General features: G+C 37.9%; 18 protein-coding genes and 1 riboswitch. Of the genes, 8 read left to right on the forward strand and 10 right to left on the reverse strand.

Annotated features, from left to right (window positions below; genetic code table 11):
- Positions 1 to 331: 331 nt before the first annotated feature.
- From PQ456_RS05380 to queC, 7 genes are all read right to left on the reverse strand, one after another.
- A complete protein-coding gene (locus tag PQ456_RS05380; RefSeq protein WP_273615219.1) occupies positions 332 to 1,294 on the reverse strand; it encodes a S8 family peptidase in 963 nt (320 codons plus the stop codon).
- A gap of 343 nt (positions 1,295 to 1,637) precedes the next feature.
- Complete coding sequence (gene budA / locus PQ456_RS05385; RefSeq protein ID WP_273615220.1) at positions 1,638 to 2,354, reverse strand: acetolactate decarboxylase; 717 nt, start codon at positions 2,352 to 2,354, stop codon at positions 1,638 to 1,640.
- Between the two features lie 83 nt (positions 2,355 to 2,437).
- A complete protein-coding gene (alsS, locus tag PQ456_RS05390; RefSeq protein ID WP_420540642.1) occupies positions 2,438 to 4,156 on the reverse strand; it encodes an acetolactate synthase AlsS in 1,719 nt (572 codons plus the stop codon).
- A 682-nt stretch (positions 4,157 to 4,838) separates the two neighbouring features.
- Complete coding sequence (gene queF / locus PQ456_RS05395; protein ID WP_273615221.1) at positions 4,839 to 5,336, reverse strand: preQ(1) synthase; 498 nt, start codon at positions 5,334 to 5,336, stop codon at positions 4,839 to 4,841.
- A gap of 87 nt (positions 5,337 to 5,423) precedes the next feature.
- The gene (gene queE, locus PQ456_RS05400) at positions 5,424 to 6,155 is read right to left on the reverse strand and encodes a 7-carboxy-7-deazaguanine synthase QueE (RefSeq protein WP_420540663.1); all 732 of its coding nucleotides are present in this window, start codon (positions 6,153 to 6,155) and stop codon (positions 5,424 to 5,426) included.
- A gap of 158 nt (positions 6,156 to 6,313) precedes the next feature.
- Entirely contained in the window at positions 6,314 to 6,802 is a 489-nt protein-coding gene (gene queD / locus PQ456_RS05405; RefSeq protein WP_204825297.1) for a 6-carboxytetrahydropterin synthase QueD, read from the reverse strand.
- Positions 6,799 to 7,482, reverse strand: a complete 684-nt coding sequence (gene queC, locus PQ456_RS05410) for a 7-cyano-7-deazaguanine synthase QueC (protein ID WP_273615223.1) — start codon at positions 7,480 to 7,482, stop codon at positions 6,799 to 6,801. The genes queD and queC overlap by 4 nt, the downstream gene beginning before the upstream one ends.
- Before the next feature lie 221 nt (positions 7,483 to 7,703).
- Positions 7,704 to 7,747: riboswitch (PreQ1 riboswitch) on the reverse strand.
- A gap of 462 nt (positions 7,748 to 8,209) precedes the next feature.
- On the opposite strand from queC, the gene fosB reads away from it, so the two are divergent.
- From fosB to PQ456_RS05435, 5 genes are all read left to right on the forward strand, one after another.
- Positions 8,210 to 8,605, forward strand: a complete 396-nt coding sequence (fosB, locus tag PQ456_RS05415; protein ID WP_420540664.1) for a metallothiol transferase FosB — start codon at positions 8,210 to 8,212, stop codon at positions 8,603 to 8,605.
- Between the two features lie 234 nt (positions 8,606 to 8,839).
- Entirely contained in the window at positions 8,840 to 9,475 is a 636-nt protein-coding gene (locus PQ456_RS05420) for a VOC family protein (RefSeq protein ID WP_273615224.1), read from the forward strand.
- A 31-nt stretch (positions 9,476 to 9,506) separates the two neighbouring features.
- Positions 9,507 to 9,836, forward strand: coding sequence for a hypothetical protein (locus PQ456_RS05425; RefSeq protein ID WP_273615225.1), 330 nt, complete (start codon positions 9,507 to 9,509; stop codon positions 9,834 to 9,836).
- A gap of 326 nt (positions 9,837 to 10,162) precedes the next feature.
- Positions 10,163 to 10,459, forward strand: coding sequence for a hypothetical protein (locus tag PQ456_RS05430; RefSeq protein ID WP_273615226.1), 297 nt, complete (start codon positions 10,163 to 10,165; stop codon positions 10,457 to 10,459).
- Positions 10,460 to 10,722: 263 nt separating this feature from the next.
- Positions 10,723 to 11,322, forward strand: coding sequence for a hypothetical protein (locus PQ456_RS05435; protein ID WP_273615227.1), 600 nt, complete (start codon positions 10,723 to 10,725; stop codon positions 11,320 to 11,322).
- 71 nt (positions 11,323 to 11,393) lie between these two features.
- Here PQ456_RS05435 and PQ456_RS05440 read toward each other — a convergent pair whose 3' ends face one another.
- Positions 11,394 to 12,071 carry an AIM24 family protein gene (locus PQ456_RS05440; RefSeq protein WP_273616249.1) on the reverse strand — a complete coding sequence of 226 codons (678 nt, stop codon included), beginning with the start codon at positions 12,069 to 12,071 and terminating at the stop codon, positions 11,394 to 11,396.
- A gap of 93 nt (positions 12,072 to 12,164) precedes the next feature.
- Entirely contained in the window at positions 12,165 to 12,578 is a 414-nt protein-coding gene (locus PQ456_RS05445) for a hypothetical protein (RefSeq protein ID WP_273615228.1), read from the reverse strand.
- 246 nt (positions 12,579 to 12,824) lie between these two features.
- Here PQ456_RS05445 and PQ456_RS05450 point away from each other — a divergent pair, with 246 nt between their 5' ends.
- Both PQ456_RS05450 and PQ456_RS05455 read left to right on the forward strand, forming a co-directional pair.
- Positions 12,825 to 12,992, forward strand: coding sequence for a hypothetical protein (locus tag PQ456_RS05450; RefSeq protein WP_273615229.1), 168 nt, complete (start codon positions 12,825 to 12,827; stop codon positions 12,990 to 12,992).
- A 252-nt stretch (positions 12,993 to 13,244) separates the two neighbouring features.
- Positions 13,245 to 14,093 (forward strand): EcsC family protein, encoded by an 849-nt coding sequence (locus PQ456_RS05455; RefSeq protein WP_273615230.1) that lies wholly within the window; start codon positions 13,245 to 13,247, stop codon positions 14,091 to 14,093.
- A gap of 136 nt (positions 14,094 to 14,229) precedes the next feature.
- On the opposite strand, the gene PQ456_RS05460 is transcribed toward PQ456_RS05455, so the two are convergent.
- Complete coding sequence (locus PQ456_RS05460; RefSeq protein WP_273615231.1) at positions 14,230 to 15,162, reverse strand: M23 family metallopeptidase; 933 nt, start codon at positions 15,160 to 15,162, stop codon at positions 14,230 to 14,232.
- Positions 15,163 to 15,499: 337 nt separating this feature from the next.
- On the opposite strand from PQ456_RS05460, the gene PQ456_RS05465 reads away from it, so the two are divergent.
- Entirely contained in the window at positions 15,500 to 16,213 is a 714-nt protein-coding gene (locus PQ456_RS05465) for a metal-dependent hydrolase (RefSeq protein ID WP_273615232.1), read from the forward strand.
- Positions 16,214 to 16,257: the final 44 nt, after the last annotated feature.

Genomic DNA, 16,257 nt, shown 5'->3' on the forward strand with positions numbered 1-16,257 from the left:
TTAGTTCTTCACTAAAAAGGCACTGAGTCCAAAAAAGAATCACATGGCGATCATCTTTTCCGTCTCGGTCCCAAGCAGGATCAGAGCAGAAAACAATGTAAAGTCAGCTTAAATGGATATTCACCCATTCACTGGCTTAGTCCTAACACCTCCAACATACATATGTATTGTATAGCTATTTGTAAAGCTAAAAGTACAATTCGGATCTACCGATATTGTCTTTTTATCAGTATATCAGAAATGACATACAGGTTCATTCTAGAAAAAAATAAAACGTATCTACATCTACACTAAAGTAGACATAAATACGCAGAATATGAATCTGATGGATTTAAATATTTAACAGTCTAGCAATAGTCTGTGGTTTGAATAATTTGGCAAGCTCTTCTTGAGCAGTCAGATAGACCATTCCATTTCCTTCGAGACGAGGAGAGTCACCGAGAGGAATTGTACGCTTGATCAATTGAGCATAAAGTTCAGGCTCTGTTAACTCTCGTTCAAAGCTTTGATTCGCGGTTACTTTGATTAACGCCATCGCACCGGATACATGAGGGGTAGCCATAGAGGTTCCGCTCAGTGTGGCATATTTACCATCCAAATATGTCGATAATATATTTTCACCTGGAGCCACTAGATCAACTTCATTATTCGAGTTCGAAAATTCGGAAGATTGGCGATTAAGATTGATTGCGCCTACACTAATGACTTCATTATAATAACCAGGGTATCCATATTCGTCAGTATTAGAATCGTTGTCGCCTTCATTTCCAGCGGCACAGATCACTAGAATATTGCTGTTGACTGCTTTTTGAATCGCTTCATGTAATTCAGGTACATCATCAGGCCCACCAAGAGACATCGAAATAATATCTACTTTTTGCTCGATAGCATACTCGATTCCTTGAATAATCCAGTCAATTTGACCAGAACCATCTTTATTTAAAACTTTACCAATGAGTAAATTCACTTCTGGAGCTACACCGACTACACCTGTATTGTTTTGGATCGCTGCAATCGTACCTGCTACATGAGTACCATGACCATTATAATCTTCATAGATATCAGGGTTACTTTGATCATCATCTGTAAAGTTACGTCCTTTGGTAATACGACCTTGTAGATCAGGATGATCTGTATCACAGCCTGTATCAAGTATAGCGACGATAATACCTGCACCTTTGGTAGTGTCCCAGACTTGCGGAGCTTGAATCATTTCTACACCTGTTGGTGTTTCAGTAACTTGTTCTGCATGAGCAATCACTTCGTAAGGAATAATACGCATATTACGTTCCATGTTTTGCCCTCCTTTAAATCATATCTGATCAGATCAACAACAATAAAGCTTGAAAGCTTACTTGCATGAACGAACGATAAGGTAGGATGGAAGTATCAACAAAAGTGTATATTCGAATATAGGTACAGTGTAACAATAATAAAGAGCCCAACACAGTTGCTATAGCCTTAGATATTGAACTTCTTTTGCTTTTATATATACAAAAATTGTTAAAAATTGACGAAAAACAATACAAAAAAGAACCTACCTCTTCTTCGTTAAAAGAAAGGTAGGTTAAGTAATAGGGAGGGTATAACGGGTCTAGCATCAAAAATATTCATCAAACACTATAAAGTGTGTTGATTTAGTAAGCACCTTCAGCAGTCATAATATCGCGCTCCAAATTAGGAACTTCAAGATTGGCGTGTAAATACTCTTGATCATGTGGAAGAGCCAATTGGAAATCTTCGCTACTGCATATTGAAATCGTGCAGTGATCCACAATAAAGTCGAGCACATGACCACCACCATTACGCTCATCATTAATAAAGTGTAAGTGATAACCTGCTACACCAATTCCTTGAGCAAATGCTGGTGTCCAGAAGCCTGCAATCACTCCGCCTGTATTAGGGAAATGGAAAGAGGGCTGCGATTTGGTTACTTCGATAAACGGTTTGTACGGCTTTTGTTGATGCGGTACAGTTCGTGTATTGACTTCACGGAACTGACCATCGATACGTATTGCATGAAAAATATTAGGGCTATCCAGTAGATCGTCCAGTACTTTTTCCAATTGCTGACGAGTCAGTGTGCGATTGATCTGGAATGTTTTTTCCTCTTCAAAAAAAGTCACTGTCGAGAACGGTGTACTTTCTTGCATACCGACTTGCTGAGCACTGCCATCTGGATACAGGTGATAGAATTTACCATCAAAAGCGATCATTTCACCATCCAATTGATGAAACGTACCAATGCCGAAATCACCATGTTTTTTGAGTTCGCCAAATGTGACTGAACCATCATACATACCGCTGAGTAAAGCGATCATTGTTGAAGCTTGATATATTACGTGATTTCCCATTTCTGTCTGACTCCTTTTTCAAATAAAATCCAATGTTATCTATAAATAATTGTTATACGATTGCTAAAATCAATAGATCTGTATTAGTTGATCGCATCAGGTAATAATTTTTCACCTAATTTGATATTATCTTGATAATCAATAGGTACATCCACAACAACAGGACCTTGATGTGCCATCGCTTGACGAAGTACATCTTCTAACTCTTCAGGACGAGTAACACGTAGCCCTAATGCGCCAAAACTTTCAGCATATTTTACAATATCGACTTTACCAAAATCGACACCAGAGGTACGACCGTATTTCATCACTTGTTGAAAAGCAACCATATCGTAAGCACCATCACGCCATACAATATGCACCAGTGGTGTATTTAAGCGGACAGCCGTTTCTAGTTCCATCGAAGAGAATAAGAAGCCGCCATCACCAGAAATCGAAATTACTTTCTCATTCGGACGTACTAATGAAGCGCCGATTGCCCAAGGCATCGCCACACCTAACGTCTGCATACCGTTACTGAACAACAGACGACGAGGTTCGTAAGAACGGAAGTACCGTGCCATCCAGATGTAATGGGAGCCAACGTCGCAAGCCACAGTGACTGTATCGCCGATCATACCGCGTAATGTTTTCATAAATTCTATCGGATGAACAAGATCTGGATGTGAAGAATGGAATCCTTTACCATCTTGTTCTAGTTTATGATGTAAACGTGCAAGCACTTCAAGCGATGGTGAAGAAAGGCGTAAACCTTCCAACTGTGTAGACAAAGCTTCTATATTAAGCGCAATATTACCGATCAATTCGCTTTGTGGTTGATAATAATGATCAATATCCGCTTTGCGATTATCTAAATGAAAAACAAGTCGTTGACCTTCTTGATTCCATAAATGAGGATCATACTCGATAGGATCATAACCCACAGTGAGCACTAGATCAGATTGTTTGAGTAGTAGATCACCGGGTTGATTACAGAACAGTCCGACTCGACCTAGAAAATGTTTCTCGAGATCACGCGAAATAGCACCAGCAGCTTGGAACGTTTCGACTACTGGAATATCAGTATCACGAATCAATTCACGAATCGCTTGCGTTACTTCAGGGCTACTTGCTTTCATACCTAATAAAATAACAGGCAATTTGGCTTGGCGAATCGCTGTAGCCACTTCATCAATCAGATGAGTAGGTGCTGTACCAAGCTGTGGTGTATGCATTGTATGGAAATTGAATTTTTTGGCTTCACTTACCAGTACATCCATCGGCAAACTAACAAAAGCAGCTCCCGGTTGAGAAGCAGAAGCTTCACGGAACGCATTCGTAATTGCTTCGCCTACATTGTTAGGATGTTCGACTTCAACGCTGTATTTGGTAACCGGTTCGAACAATCCTGCATTATCCATCGATTGGTGAGTACGTTTGAGACGATCTGTTCTGGAGACTGCACCTGCAAGAGCAACTACTGGATCACTTTCGGCATTGGCTGTTGCAAGCCCTGTGACTAAATTAGATGCGCCTGGACCTGAAGTCACAAGACATACGCCAGGTTTCCCTGTTAAACGACCGATTGCTGCCGCCATAAAAGCAGCATTTTGTTCATGACGACATACGATTAATTGTGGACCTCGATCTTGCAAAACATCAAATACTGCATCAATCTTAGCTCCTGGAATTCCGAAGATATATTCAACTCCTTGAGCGATGAGGCTATCAACAACAACATCAGCACCTGTTGTCACCTTTGTTTTCGCTACGTCGGTTGGATTCGTTGTTTTAATTTTGGTTTCTGTACTCAATCTGTCCATCTCCTTTTTCTGTTTATGAAAATAATCATTTTCTTTTCTGTACTTTCTTGTAAGTATGGAAAAGAGTACATTACCTATTTTATTCCCAAATAAAGTAAAATCAACTGTTAAAATTTTAAATATTTGATGGAAGCGATACCAGAAAATACTATAAAAAATAGTTGAAAATCACAGAATATAATTATAGCGAAATTTAAAATAACGCTTTCGTAACAATAGTTTTTGAATATGAAATATCATAAATACCAGATTGTTGATTTTTAAATGAATTTAAATAGTCTATTTTAATGGAAATAAATGAATAAGGAATTAATATCATTATAAGATCATATGTACGGCTACCATTGAGCGCAGAGGGATTGTTAAAAAGAATTATAAGTGACTTTTATATTCAAATTGTTATATATAAAAGAGAATAATGATAAGGTATTAGCCAGATTGTTCATACGCTTATTCCGACTATAGGGATAGGTTTTTCTATCATTATGGAAGTTAAAATGATGCGGAGAAAGTAAAGAATTTAAAGATAATTTGGAAATAAAATATTTTTAGTATATTTTGTGAACACCATAAATCGACAAAATAATATATGCTTTATCATAGAAAAATAACAAAAAAAGCTAACGCAATAACACGTTAGCTTCAAGCAAAATTCTATTTATAGAGCATTTTCATATCACAATTAACGATTATCGATCGTTTCAGGATACATATCATGATTCATCATACGGTGCTCTGCCATTTGCTCATACTTCGTACCTGGCTTGCCGTAGTTTGTATATGGATCGATAGAGATTCCGCCGCGTGGCGTAAATTTACCCCAGACTTCGATATAACGAGGTTCCATCAATTTAACCAGATCATTCAAAATAATATTCATACAGTCTTCATGGAAATCACCATGATTGCGGAAACTGAACAGGTAAAGCTTAAGTGACTTACTTTCAACCATTTTTTGATCAGGGATATAACTGATATAGATTGTAGCAAAGTCTGGCTGTCCTGTAATCGGGCAAAGGCTTGTAAATTCAGGGCAGTTAAATTTGACGAAGTAATCGCGATAAGGATGTTTATTATCAAAATTTTCAAGAATACTTGGATCGTATTCAAAATTGTATTTGACGCCTTGATTGCCGAGCAATGTTAAATCTTGCATTTCATCTGGTTGTCTTCCTGACATAAGAACAAATCTCCTCTAAATATATAATGACTTTCAATTTACTGCCTCTAGCATGTTACGTGAAAAAATGAAGTATATTATGATCTGCTACACTCCGCGCTTATTGCCCCATACCAGTGTATGCAGTTGCGGTAAAATACGAGCATCATTAAAAGCAGGCATCTCCATCGCTTGGTCAATCAGCCACTCATAACGCTTCAATAAAGAAGCAGCAATCTGATCATCTGCACTGGTCACATCCGGATTACCCGTCTGTAAATAAAGCAATACATTCGGATAGCGCACATGTACTCTCTCTGCATAAGCCAGATCATGTTCATCAAAAATAACCACTTTAAGGCTAAACGAATGAGCAAACTGTGATGTTCCTGCATAAGATAAAGACGTTTCTTGCGCTTGAGCGGTATAGCGACTAATCTGATTGTGTTCCAGACGACGAATAATATCATCTAACATCTCAAAATTCGTTGTCATTCCTGAACTTGGTGGCTTAGGAGAGATCGTAACTTCATTAATATCGGTCAACCAATCTTGCCATTTGGAACCTTGAGTCTCAACAGCGGTACGGATTCCTTTTTCAGCAAGCAATTTCACCAGCTCACCCAGTTGAGGAAGCAATGCAGGATTCCCGCCTGAGATTGTCACATGGTTAAAGCGATTGCCACCAATTTCAAACAATTGAGCATATACTTCTTCAGCACTAAGACGCATAATCTGATCTTTGGCACTGCCATCCCATGTAAAAGCAGAATCACACCAGCTACAACGATAATCGCAACCAGCTGTACGGACAAACATCGTTTTCTGCCCGATCACCATTCCTTCACCTTGTACAGTCGGTCCAAAAATCTCCAGTACAGGAATAGGAGCTACTTTGGCTTGAGTAGTGTGTTCAGCATGATGATGGTCGTTAGCATCTGCACTGGCTAACTGGTTCGCTTTGGCAATTTGCTCGGCGTTTACTTTAAAGGTTGTACTCATGCTTGCATCCACTCCCGTCTTGCTTCTGCGTAACTGGTTGGTGTCTCATACAATTGTACAAATTCTACACGTCCGCCTTCGACTTGAGCTGCATAAGGCTCACTTTGTAATGCTAATTCCATTTGTTCATATAACCACACGACCATATTTTCAGCCGTTGTATTCATCGGAGGTAGTGTCTCATTCAAATAACGATGGTCCAGAAAAGGTTCGATATGTGCTTTCCAGATGTCTTTAATATCGCCAAAATCTACAACGATTCCATTATCACTCGGAATACCACTAATTCCAAAAATCACCCGGTACGTATGACCATGCAGATTCATACATTTACCTTCATAGGCATGTAAATGATGCGCCGCATCAAATGTAAATTCTTTATTGATAAGCACCCGTCTACGATGGTAGCGGAGCTGTTCATGTTGGATATCAGTACCATACTGCTGCAACTTTTCGACGATACGGAAAGGGCCCGGTTGATTCATCGACGTGTACCTTCAGTAGAGTTGTTTTGTTGACGTTCTGCCAGATAACGATCTAGTCCAGCTTGACGCAATTTGCAAGCAGGGCATTCTCCGCAACCGGAGCCAACTATACCGTTGTAGCAAGTTAACGTTTTTTCACGTACATAATCAAAAGCACCTAATTGATCTGCCATTTCCCATGTCTGAGCTTTATCAAGCCACATCAAAGGAGTATGAATCACAAATTGATGATCCATGGATAAATTCAACGTTACATTAAGTGATTTGACGAAAATATCACGACAATCGGGATATCCGCTAAAATCCGTCTCACAAACACCGGTAATAATATGACGTGCGCCTTTTTGCTTGGCCATAATTGAAGCAAAGCTCAAAAACAACAAATTACGTCCATCCACAAATGTGCTTGGTAATTCGCCTTCTTCGTGCGTAATATCAATATCCGAACGAGTTAACGCATTAGGAGCCAATTGGTTGAGTAGACTCATATCGAGAATCGTTTGCTCAACACCTAATTCGTTAGCGATTTGATTAGCGACTTCGATCTCTGCGCTATGACGTTGACCATAGTTGAACGTTACCACTTCTACTTCAGCAAATTGTTCTTTTGCCCAGAACAAACAGGTTGTACTATCTTGGCCACCACTGAAAACGACGACCGCTTTTTCATTTTTAAGCATAAAAAAATCTCTCCATTTCCTTAAAGGGATATCAAGACATCAGCATGAAAATCACTTGGTCAAAAGAATCTTTATCATTCTAGTTAGCAAAGTGTTCTACATACTACATCTTGTCGTCCTTCGGGAAGAAGAGAGTTCCATGAACCTGTCCAACAAAAAACAAACCTCATATCAATGCTAAAAAAGACACAAATGATCTTTTTTAATCGTTGCATTAATCAGGATTGATAGTTTTTTATAGAGGGAGTTCGCGAACCTCTCCCGCGTTGCTCTGTACGGAACCACGTTATCTACTTTATCAGCAGAAAGTAGTTCTTTGCAGAACACCACGGATTATCTTCTGTTCAGGATAAAACTTAAAAAAACTGCTTCGTTAGTATAGCATATTTGCAAGCAATGATGCATGATTAGAACTAAATAATTTATAAAGATTTTAAAGGAGTAATCGATGGAAAAATACATATGTGCTGTATGTGGATATGATCAATTGGACGAACCGCAATGGGAAGGTGATTCGCCAAGTTATCAAATATGTGATTGTTGCTATTTTCAGTCAGGATTTGATAACGATGGAGCGAGTTACCCTGTTAGTGTCGAAGAATATCGCAAACGTTGGTTAGAGAATGGAAGCCCATGGAGAGGATCATATCAAAATCAGCCCGAGCATTGGGATGCAAGAATGCAATTAAAAAATATAAATGTTGATCCAGATAAGGAGGATAAGCCTATTATTCATGGGATAGGACATATTACATTTTCTGTAGCTGATATCGAGCATGCAATGACTTTTTATATTAATGTATTTGCTGTTCAGCCTGTATTAGTCAAACCGAAGACTGTTTATTTTGAAATAGCAGGTATTTGGTTAGCATTGAATGTACAAGAAGATATACCAAGACAAGAGATTCACCAATCATATACTCATATTGCTTTTTCGGTAAAAGAGGAAGATTTAGAAACTTTACAAGTTAGGCTTCAAAGAGCAGGTGCAACAATAGAAGAAGGCCGTCAGCGCAATCCAGAAGGAGAAGGGCAATCTATCTACTTCCGCGATCCGGACGGACATTTACTAGAGTTCCATACAGGGACGTTAGAACAACGATTGGATTATTATCGCAGATAATTTATAAAACTAAGTAGAAGGAGATAAACATTTGGAGGATTGGAACATACGATCAATATTTTAATTAATATTATTTAATCGTAGATGAGAGTTAGAGTTGAATTGCTCAAATAAACATAAGATTTTAAAAATAGAGAATGAATACTACGAATGTTATAGGTTTGATTTTAAAATTTGTACAGGACTAGGTGAATAGTAATGAAATATATATGTGCTGTATGTGGATATGATCAATTGGATGAACCGCAATGGGAAGGTGATGCTCCAAGTTATGAGATATGTTCTTGTTGCTTTTTTCAAGCAGGTTTCGATGATGATGGAGCAAGTGAGCCTGTGACTGTAGAAGAATATCGCAAAAGTTGGTTAAGATATAAGGGTACATGGGCTAACTTTCTTACACGTAGACCAGAAAATTGGGATTTGAGAGAACAGTTGAAAAATATTGATGTTGATTTAGATAAAGAGGATAAGCCTGTTATTCGTAGCATAGGACATATCACTTTTTCTGTAGCAGATATGGAGCGTGCAGTAATTTTTTATATTCATGTTTTTGGCGTACAACCTTTATTAGTAAGACCTAACATAGCTTATTTTGAAAGTGCAGGAATTTGGTGGACATTAAATCTGCAAGAAAATATGGTAAAAGAAGAAAGTAAACAGTCCTATACTCATATAGCTTTTTCAGTAAAAGAAGAAGATATAGAAACGCTACAAGCAAGATTATTAAAAGCAGGTGCAACAATAGAAGAAAGTCATCAGCATAATCCAAATGGGGAAAACAAATCTATCTACTTCCGCGATCCTGATGGACATTTATTAGAGTTCCATACAGGAACCTTGGAACAACAATTGGATTATTATCGCAGATAATTTATAAAACTAAGTAGAAGGAGATAAACATTTGGAGGATTGGAAAAATATTAAAATAGATGGTGTAAATAAGATAGAAAAAGTAGTCGCTGAATTTAATATACATGCAATGGAAAAGCTACCTTTTTTTAAATTTAAAATAAAAATAAGAGAGAGCAGTACAGGTGGATATTTTGGTTCACCAAATGTCGCTGTTAGAAGTCAGATAGATCATGAGCCTGATTGGATTTCAGGTTTTGGTCATTCTATAGATAAAGCATTGGAAGACACGATTATATACTTTTTTAAAACATTAGAAGATATGGATACAAAAAACTTAACTGAAGAAGATTTTGTATGGTCAGATGTTCACGATTTTTAAGAATATTCAATAATTAAGGAGGGTTTCATTTGGATTACTTTGAAAAATATCCGATTGGAAATTGTTGTGTTTGCTCACAAGGATGGGTTGTGATTGTTAAAGAAATTTCCATTCCAAAATATTTTGTGTATTGCAATGAGTGCGAAACAGAATGAGCTCATCCTGAAGATTTTATACTTAGACAAAAGAGCTCAAGGTTTAAATATGAAGATTTCTCTGAACCGAATGATAAAGAAGTGGTCGATATAGGTTGGTATAAATATATTGATCAAACCATGTTACAATAAAACAAACAACTGATTTTCATCAACAAAGGAGAATATACAATGAATATCACGATACGTAATGCTCAATTGGAGCAAGTGCCTGAACCGGATAAAGGATATATTGGCAAAGTGGAATTAGTCGTCGAAGGGCATGCTGAACCTTATGAAGTGACACTATTCACCAAGCGTGGCAAAGAGTGGGATTATAGCTTGCACTTTCTCAATGAACCCGGTAAAGAAGAAGAAATTCTTGCACTGGAAACGCTGATTAGTGAAGATGATGATACGTTTGATCGTATTATTGATGCGGTTTGGGATTTTTATGAAGCGAATGAAGAAAACTCTGCTTCCGAATAAATCATAGCCAACCTATGAAGAAGTAGCTAATATCCGTCATCATTAGACAGGATATTAGCTATTTTTTGTTATTTTTACATACAATGGAGTTATAACACTTGGCGTAAAGGGTTATTATAGGATAATATGCAAAAGAAGAGCTATTCCATATTCATATATCTAATGAGAGAAAGTAGGAGTTCCAGGCGGCATGATTTTGATGCAGCAATAATTGCACACATCGTAGCTTATAATAGACAGCACATATGGAAGGGAGATGTATGATGATTGGTTTTTTTCGTAACAAAACGGTTCCTTTAGCTGATCAGTGGACACGTCTGAAAGAAGCAGGTATTACCGTAAATGAAGGAATTAGTCTTGAACATTTAATGAGTGGTAAAGATAAAGCTTGGTTTGAGGAGAAGCCTTATGTGCATCTATTGATCGCATTGGGCGGGCAGACATTGATCGAAGAAGAATGGGCAAATCATACAAGTAATATCTGGTATGTGGATCTCAAAGCGGTAGAAGATACCGATATTTATACTCAACTGGCGGAGCGTATGGTGCAAATGACCGATGGCGCCCTTGAAATGAAACATATTCGCAGTTGTGTCGATCATGAGAAACGCAATGTACTGTTTTCGTTTATCTATCACGGAGAACGGATAGAATGGAATTTGGAGTATAAAAATGAATGGATCGATAAAAGCTTTTTCGATCATATGATTGCGCTGGATCGCACACGTAATCCAGAACGACAATTTGTTGCTAGCCCGCAAGATCATCATTTATTGATTGCATATATTGATCAGAAGCAGTTCAAACAGCTTAACAAATGGATCAAACCCGAGTTTGAATTATGGGATAATGGAGCTCGTTAATCGCAAAATGGATCGAATAGCTACCTGAGATAACAAGGTGTGCTAATCGATCCATTTTTGGATTCAACTTATTATTTAATAAATATGCCACCAAAAGGAATCACTTCACGTAGCACTCGCTTGAACAATCCATCGCCTTGCAAATGCTTTTCCAGTTCGCCACTATCATGCCCACTTTGAATCAGTACCGAGCCATTACCTGTCATTTGCCATTGATAATGCATATGCTGGCTAGCCAGATGATTACCATAGACACTTAACTTCAATTGAGCATTCTCAGGATAAGCAAGTAGACTACGAGCATCTACATATAAAGGTTCGGTAGGATGCAGTTTCATTTCAACAACAGCACCTTTGGTCAAAATACCGATTTCACCTTCACCGCTAAATTTTACTTTGATCGCATCACGGGTAATTAACATATTTTTGAACTGTAAGAGTCGGGTTTGCATTTTGATGCCGTCTGTATAATAAAAAAGGTGTCGGAAATCATAAAGAAGATCACTACCACCACTAATAGGAATAGGCATCAAATTAAAACCGGGGGGAAGAGAAGCGATAAATCGGCATGAACCTGTAAAGTCAGCTCGAATCAGATTACGTTTGCGGTACATTCCTTTAACATCCATAAAGCGATCACTGCGTCCTCCAGAAGGGCCGGTATATGCTATCACTTGACCGGGATGGAGCATATGCAATTTTTCTGCTTCATCTAGTACAATCGTTACCGCTTGTCCGGACGAAGGCATTTTGGTTGATTGTTGCCATTCCAAGTGCAAAAGGGTTCCTCCTGAAATTTATAATTAATATAGTCAATGTTTTCTTTTCGATCAATCGTATCATTAACGACGACGTAAGCCAAAACGGATCAGACGGGTAGATATAAAGAAAAGTACAACTATCCCTATAGCAGTAAAGACTAATCCTTTCCAAAAACGAGCGCTTTGTGCACGATCAGCTTCCGATTGCTTGAGTTGTTCTACTGTTTGTGCGAGTAAAGCATTTTGTTCAGCCAGACGTGCATTTTCTGTACGATAAGCTTCTATATTCGATTGAGCTTGATCAAGTTTATTTAATGCCTGATCATACCCTTGTTTGAGTTCATTCACTTCCTGGGGCAAATTCGTAAAAGTCTCAATCCCATTTTTGTAGTCTTCCCACCAACCTGCATGTGCCATCGTCTGGCTTGTAAATAGCCCTGATAATACGATGAAGCCGACCAAAAATATTCGTAACGGTTGAGTCCTTTTTGGCATTGTGATCCCCCTTTCTTTTCAATAGATTCAGTGTAAAGATGTATCATAATACATATACCCTAATATTACATGGTTTATAGGAAAAAATACATTTTGTTCTATATGACTCAGATACATTTCCGGCAAAAACATATGAAAGATGTTTAACTTCTTCTAAATACGGGTAATACTAAGACAGGCCAAGAAAAATTTCCAGTTCCACCACATACAAATACGAAGATTAACTATACTAGGAGTGAAAGAAAAATGTACAATTCTAACTTTGATCATAATTACAGAAAGATTCAAATTACAGTAAATGGCGAGCCAGTAGGCGACGGTTTGGTATTAGATCGTGTCACTTATGCACCTTTACGTGAAGAAGACAATCAAGCAGATAAAGCGAATCAACATCAAGCCATATCTTCTATCTAAATAAACATTAATATAATGAGTATCACCGATAGACGCGGAGATCCACGACCCGCGGCTTTTTTATATCTAAAATGATGTGTACGGAGCATCTACAAAGACAATAAGCCGTATAATTATTTTTTCTGTAGATAGAGAAAATGGTTATAGGGCTTTTTTGATAAATAAATAGGTAACATAGGTGTAGTAACTGCTTAATATCTATTATAATAAGTAAAATAGAGCATTAATTATGGATTGAAGGAGCCCAATACGATGAACACTATGGAGAGTCAGGCTGAACTTGAACAAGCATTACAACAGATTAAAAAGTGGGAAAAAAATCAAGGTGGTCTTATGTTTTGGGACAAATTGGGACGTATCCCTTTTATGATCCTCGATAAAATGACACCTAAAATGATCCGTAACAAATTAGGAGTAGTCTTAAATGAGTTAGGACGTTTTATTCAAAGTGGAGGAACATATCTAATTTCATCCAAAGCAGTCCTGCAACGTCTAGCCAAAGAACAAGGTCAAGCTGAGCAAGAGCTAACGATATCACAAGCATCTCAATTACCTTTGCAAGTGATGAACAAAACAGCAGACTCTTTATCCAAAAATCGTTCCAACTGGGCAGCGCTTCAAGGAGCAACAACAGGCATAGGCGGTATTTTCACTATTTCGGCAGATATTCCAGCAATGATTGGGATGTCGCTCAAAATACTACAAGAGATTGCATTATGTTACGGTTATGATCCAAAAGATCCGAAAGAGCGTTTGTTTATTATGAAATGTCTGCAATTCGCTTCTTCTGATGTAGTAGGCAAAAAATCAATTTTAGCAGAATTATCAGATTTTGATCATGCAGATACATCCAAAGAAGTATTTTCACAAATGAAAGGGTGGCATGAAGTCATCACCACCTATCGTGATAATTTTGGGATCAAAAAATTATTTCAATTGATCCCTGTTGCCGGGATTGCTTTTGGTGCATTTACGAACCATACTGCACTTGAAAGTGTCGCAGAAGCAGGTAAAATGTTGTATCGCAAACGTCGTATTCAAGAACGTCTACAAGAATTACAACAAGCTGAATCAAGTTCTCCTTCATTAGAAAAAATGTAATAGAATAGATCTGATCGAGCAGGTTCTATGCTAAACATATGAATAGCTAATCATTGTAAACAAAGACAAGCGTTCTCCATCGTAATCGTGGAGATAACGCTTGTCTTTCTCTTTTATACAAAAGCGAACATACGTGCTATAATGAGGGATGCATAACCTCGCCTTGAATAGGTGAAATGTTATTCACAAACTGTACAGGTAACGAAGTAGAATCTGCCCAATTGGCTTGATCCATCACTTGAAAATGAATATGAGGTTCGCTGGAATTGCCAGAATTACCACATTGTCCGATCACTTGTCCACGCTTCACCGTATCACCGACTTGTACTCTAATCGAATGTTGACGAAAATGAGCAAGCATACTGTATTCACGATCCGCATGTTGAATGATCACGTAATTACCAGCAGGCTGTTGTTCGTTTGTTGAACCTACAGGAGTATTATCTGCAATATCGTTCACGACTTTAATGATTTTGCCATCAGCAGGTGCAGTAACCGGTCGGCCAAAAGCAAAGTAACTATTGTTCTTTTTCGCATTACCACGATAAGAAGATCCATTTTGAGTAACGATAAGATCATAAGCATAACGTTGATTCGGATATTCATAATGGTAATTGATTAGTGTATTAGAACCACCCCAGACCACTTGCCAGTTTTGCTGAACAGGTGGACTGAATATCGTTTGAGTCTGTATATGATCTGTAGCAGGATACTTTTCTAGCTCGTTTACACGTAATCCTAAAATTGTATGATCTGGATAATCAGGAAGCTGATCAGCGAACACAGCAACGATTCCGCGGCGTTGTTGTTCGTCTACCCAGACTTTGCGAATCGTATGGTCTTGTTTGAGTTCAGATATAGCTTGGAATCCTTTGGCATCATCGCCAAACGAAGAAATAACTTTGAGAAACGTATCCCATGATACTTCTTCTTTGAAAGCTTGAGAAGTCTGAGAATAAATTTGCTCATAATTTCCTTTGACTAATTCATTTGCCAGATGATCGGGATGAATCGGATATTCTGATGTATCGCTAGGTGTGACACGCACAGATTGTGAAGTTTTATGCATAATTTGTTCTCCTGACTGTATCTTGAATGATTTGCTAGTTACAGATGAAGAAGCTAGGTGGTCTGTATTACAACTGGTAAGCATCAGGCTCAATAGTGAACAATATAATGTAATACGGAGCAATTTTGATAATGTTCCCATATGAACGCTCCTTTAAAAGATGTTAGAAAATGTGCTTGGATTCTTATGTGATGTCTTTATAGCTATCTTACTATGAATAATCAGGATAAAAAGGCGAATAGTAAAAATTTAACATTCATCTAACAAATCAAACATTTCATTTACAAAACAACATGAATAACTGGATGTGCTTGGCAGAAAGGAAGATTTTTTTATTATGATGGGTAAATCGCATTTTATTATTAGTACCGGCGTCACCGTTTCGTTGATGACACTTGCAGGAATACCGGTGACATCAGCAGCTGTTGTTGCAGCGGTTGTTAGTTCTTTATTACCCGATATCGATGAGCCTAATTCACTGCTTGTCTCCAAAACATTATCTGAACCTCTATTGCGCGTATTACAGACGATTATGCTGGTATCGGTCGTATGGATTTTGTGGCAAGGGCTTTTTGGAATGCCGTGGGATATAGGGATCGCAGTAGCTGTTGTCTTTATAGCTTTTTTGCCTGTTCGTTCTTTGCGCAAATTTGTGATGTTTATGATTGGAGTCGGTATGATTATTTATGGCCGAGATATAGCTCCATGGAATTATATGGCAGGTAGTCTGCTGATTATTTGTACCTTTTTACCTCACCGGGGATTAACTCATACGATCTATGGTACAGCCGCATGGTCAGCATTGTTGTATGGAACGACTGCTCATCTAGGCAAAAGTATCTGGATAGCGGGCGGAGTTTCTTATTTTCTACATTTATTAGCTGATTCTCTTACCAACCGAGGCGTAAAATTATTGCCACCGCTTAAATGGAGATTACGTTTTAATCTGATGAGCACAGGAACTAAAAAAGGCGATAAATTTGAAAATATATGTATCGTATTGACACTTATTTTGCTAGGGATCGTCTTTTTACCGAAGTTATCAGGGTAGAACGAAAAAAAGTATACACAATCATAAAAGAATCTTGCAGGAAG

The sequence above is a fragment of the Paenibacillus kyungheensis genome, assembly GCF_028606985.1.
In the GTDB taxonomy this organism is placed as follows: domain Bacteria; phylum Bacillota; class Bacilli; order Paenibacillales; family Paenibacillaceae; genus Saccharibacillus; species Saccharibacillus kyungheensis.

Bases quoted from the DNA above. Each gene is read 5' to 3' on its own strand.
- PQ456_RS05380 (WP_273615219.1), bottom strand. From the start codon at position 1,294: ATGGAACGTAATATGCGTATTATTCCTTACGAAGTGATTGCTCATGCA.
- queE (WP_420540663.1), bottom strand. From the start codon at position 6,155: ATGGTGATCGGGCAGAAAACGATGTTTGTCCGTACAGCTGGTTGCGAT.
- alsS (WP_420540642.1), bottom strand. From the start codon at position 4,156: ATGGACAGATTGAGTACAGAAACCAAAATTAAAACAACGAATCCAACC.
- PQ456_RS05450 (WP_273615229.1), top strand. From the start codon at position 12,825: ATGTACAATTCTAACTTTGATCATAATTACAGAAAGATTCAAATTACA.
- PQ456_RS05465 (WP_273615232.1), top strand. From the start codon at position 15,500: ATGATGGGTAAATCGCATTTTATTATTAGTACCGGCGTCACCGTTTCG.
- budA (WP_273615220.1), bottom strand. From the start codon at position 2,354: ATGGGAAATCACGTAATATATCAAGCTTCAACAATGATCGCTTTACTC.
- PQ456_RS05435 (WP_273615227.1), top strand. From the start codon at position 10,723: ATGATTGGTTTTTTTCGTAACAAAACGGTTCCTTTAGCTGATCAGTGG.
- queD (WP_204825297.1), bottom strand. From the start codon at position 6,802: ATGAATCAACCGGGCCCTTTCCGTATCGTCGAAAAGTTGCAGCAGTAT.
- queC (WP_273615223.1), bottom strand. From the start codon at position 7,482: ATGCTTAAAAATGAAAAAGCGGTCGTCGTTTTCAGTGGTGGCCAAGAT.
- PQ456_RS05445 (WP_273615228.1), bottom strand. From the start codon at position 12,578: ATGCCAAAAAGGACTCAACCGTTACGAATATTTTTGGTCGGCTTCATC.
- PQ456_RS05430 (WP_273615226.1), top strand. From the start codon at position 10,163: ATGAATATCACGATACGTAATGCTCAATTGGAGCAAGTGCCTGAACCG.
- PQ456_RS05455 (WP_273615230.1), top strand. From the start codon at position 13,245: ATGAACACTATGGAGAGTCAGGCTGAACTTGAACAAGCATTACAACAG.
- PQ456_RS05460 (WP_273615231.1), bottom strand. From the start codon at position 15,162: ATGCATAAAACTTCACAATCTGTGCGTGTCACACCTAGCGATACATCA.
- PQ456_RS05440 (WP_273616249.1), bottom strand. From the start codon at position 12,071: ATGCCTTCGTCCGGACAAGCGGTAACGATTGTACTAGATGAAGCAGAA.
- queF (WP_273615221.1), bottom strand. From the start codon at position 5,336: ATGTCAGGAAGACAACCAGATGAAATGCAAGATTTAACATTGCTCGGC.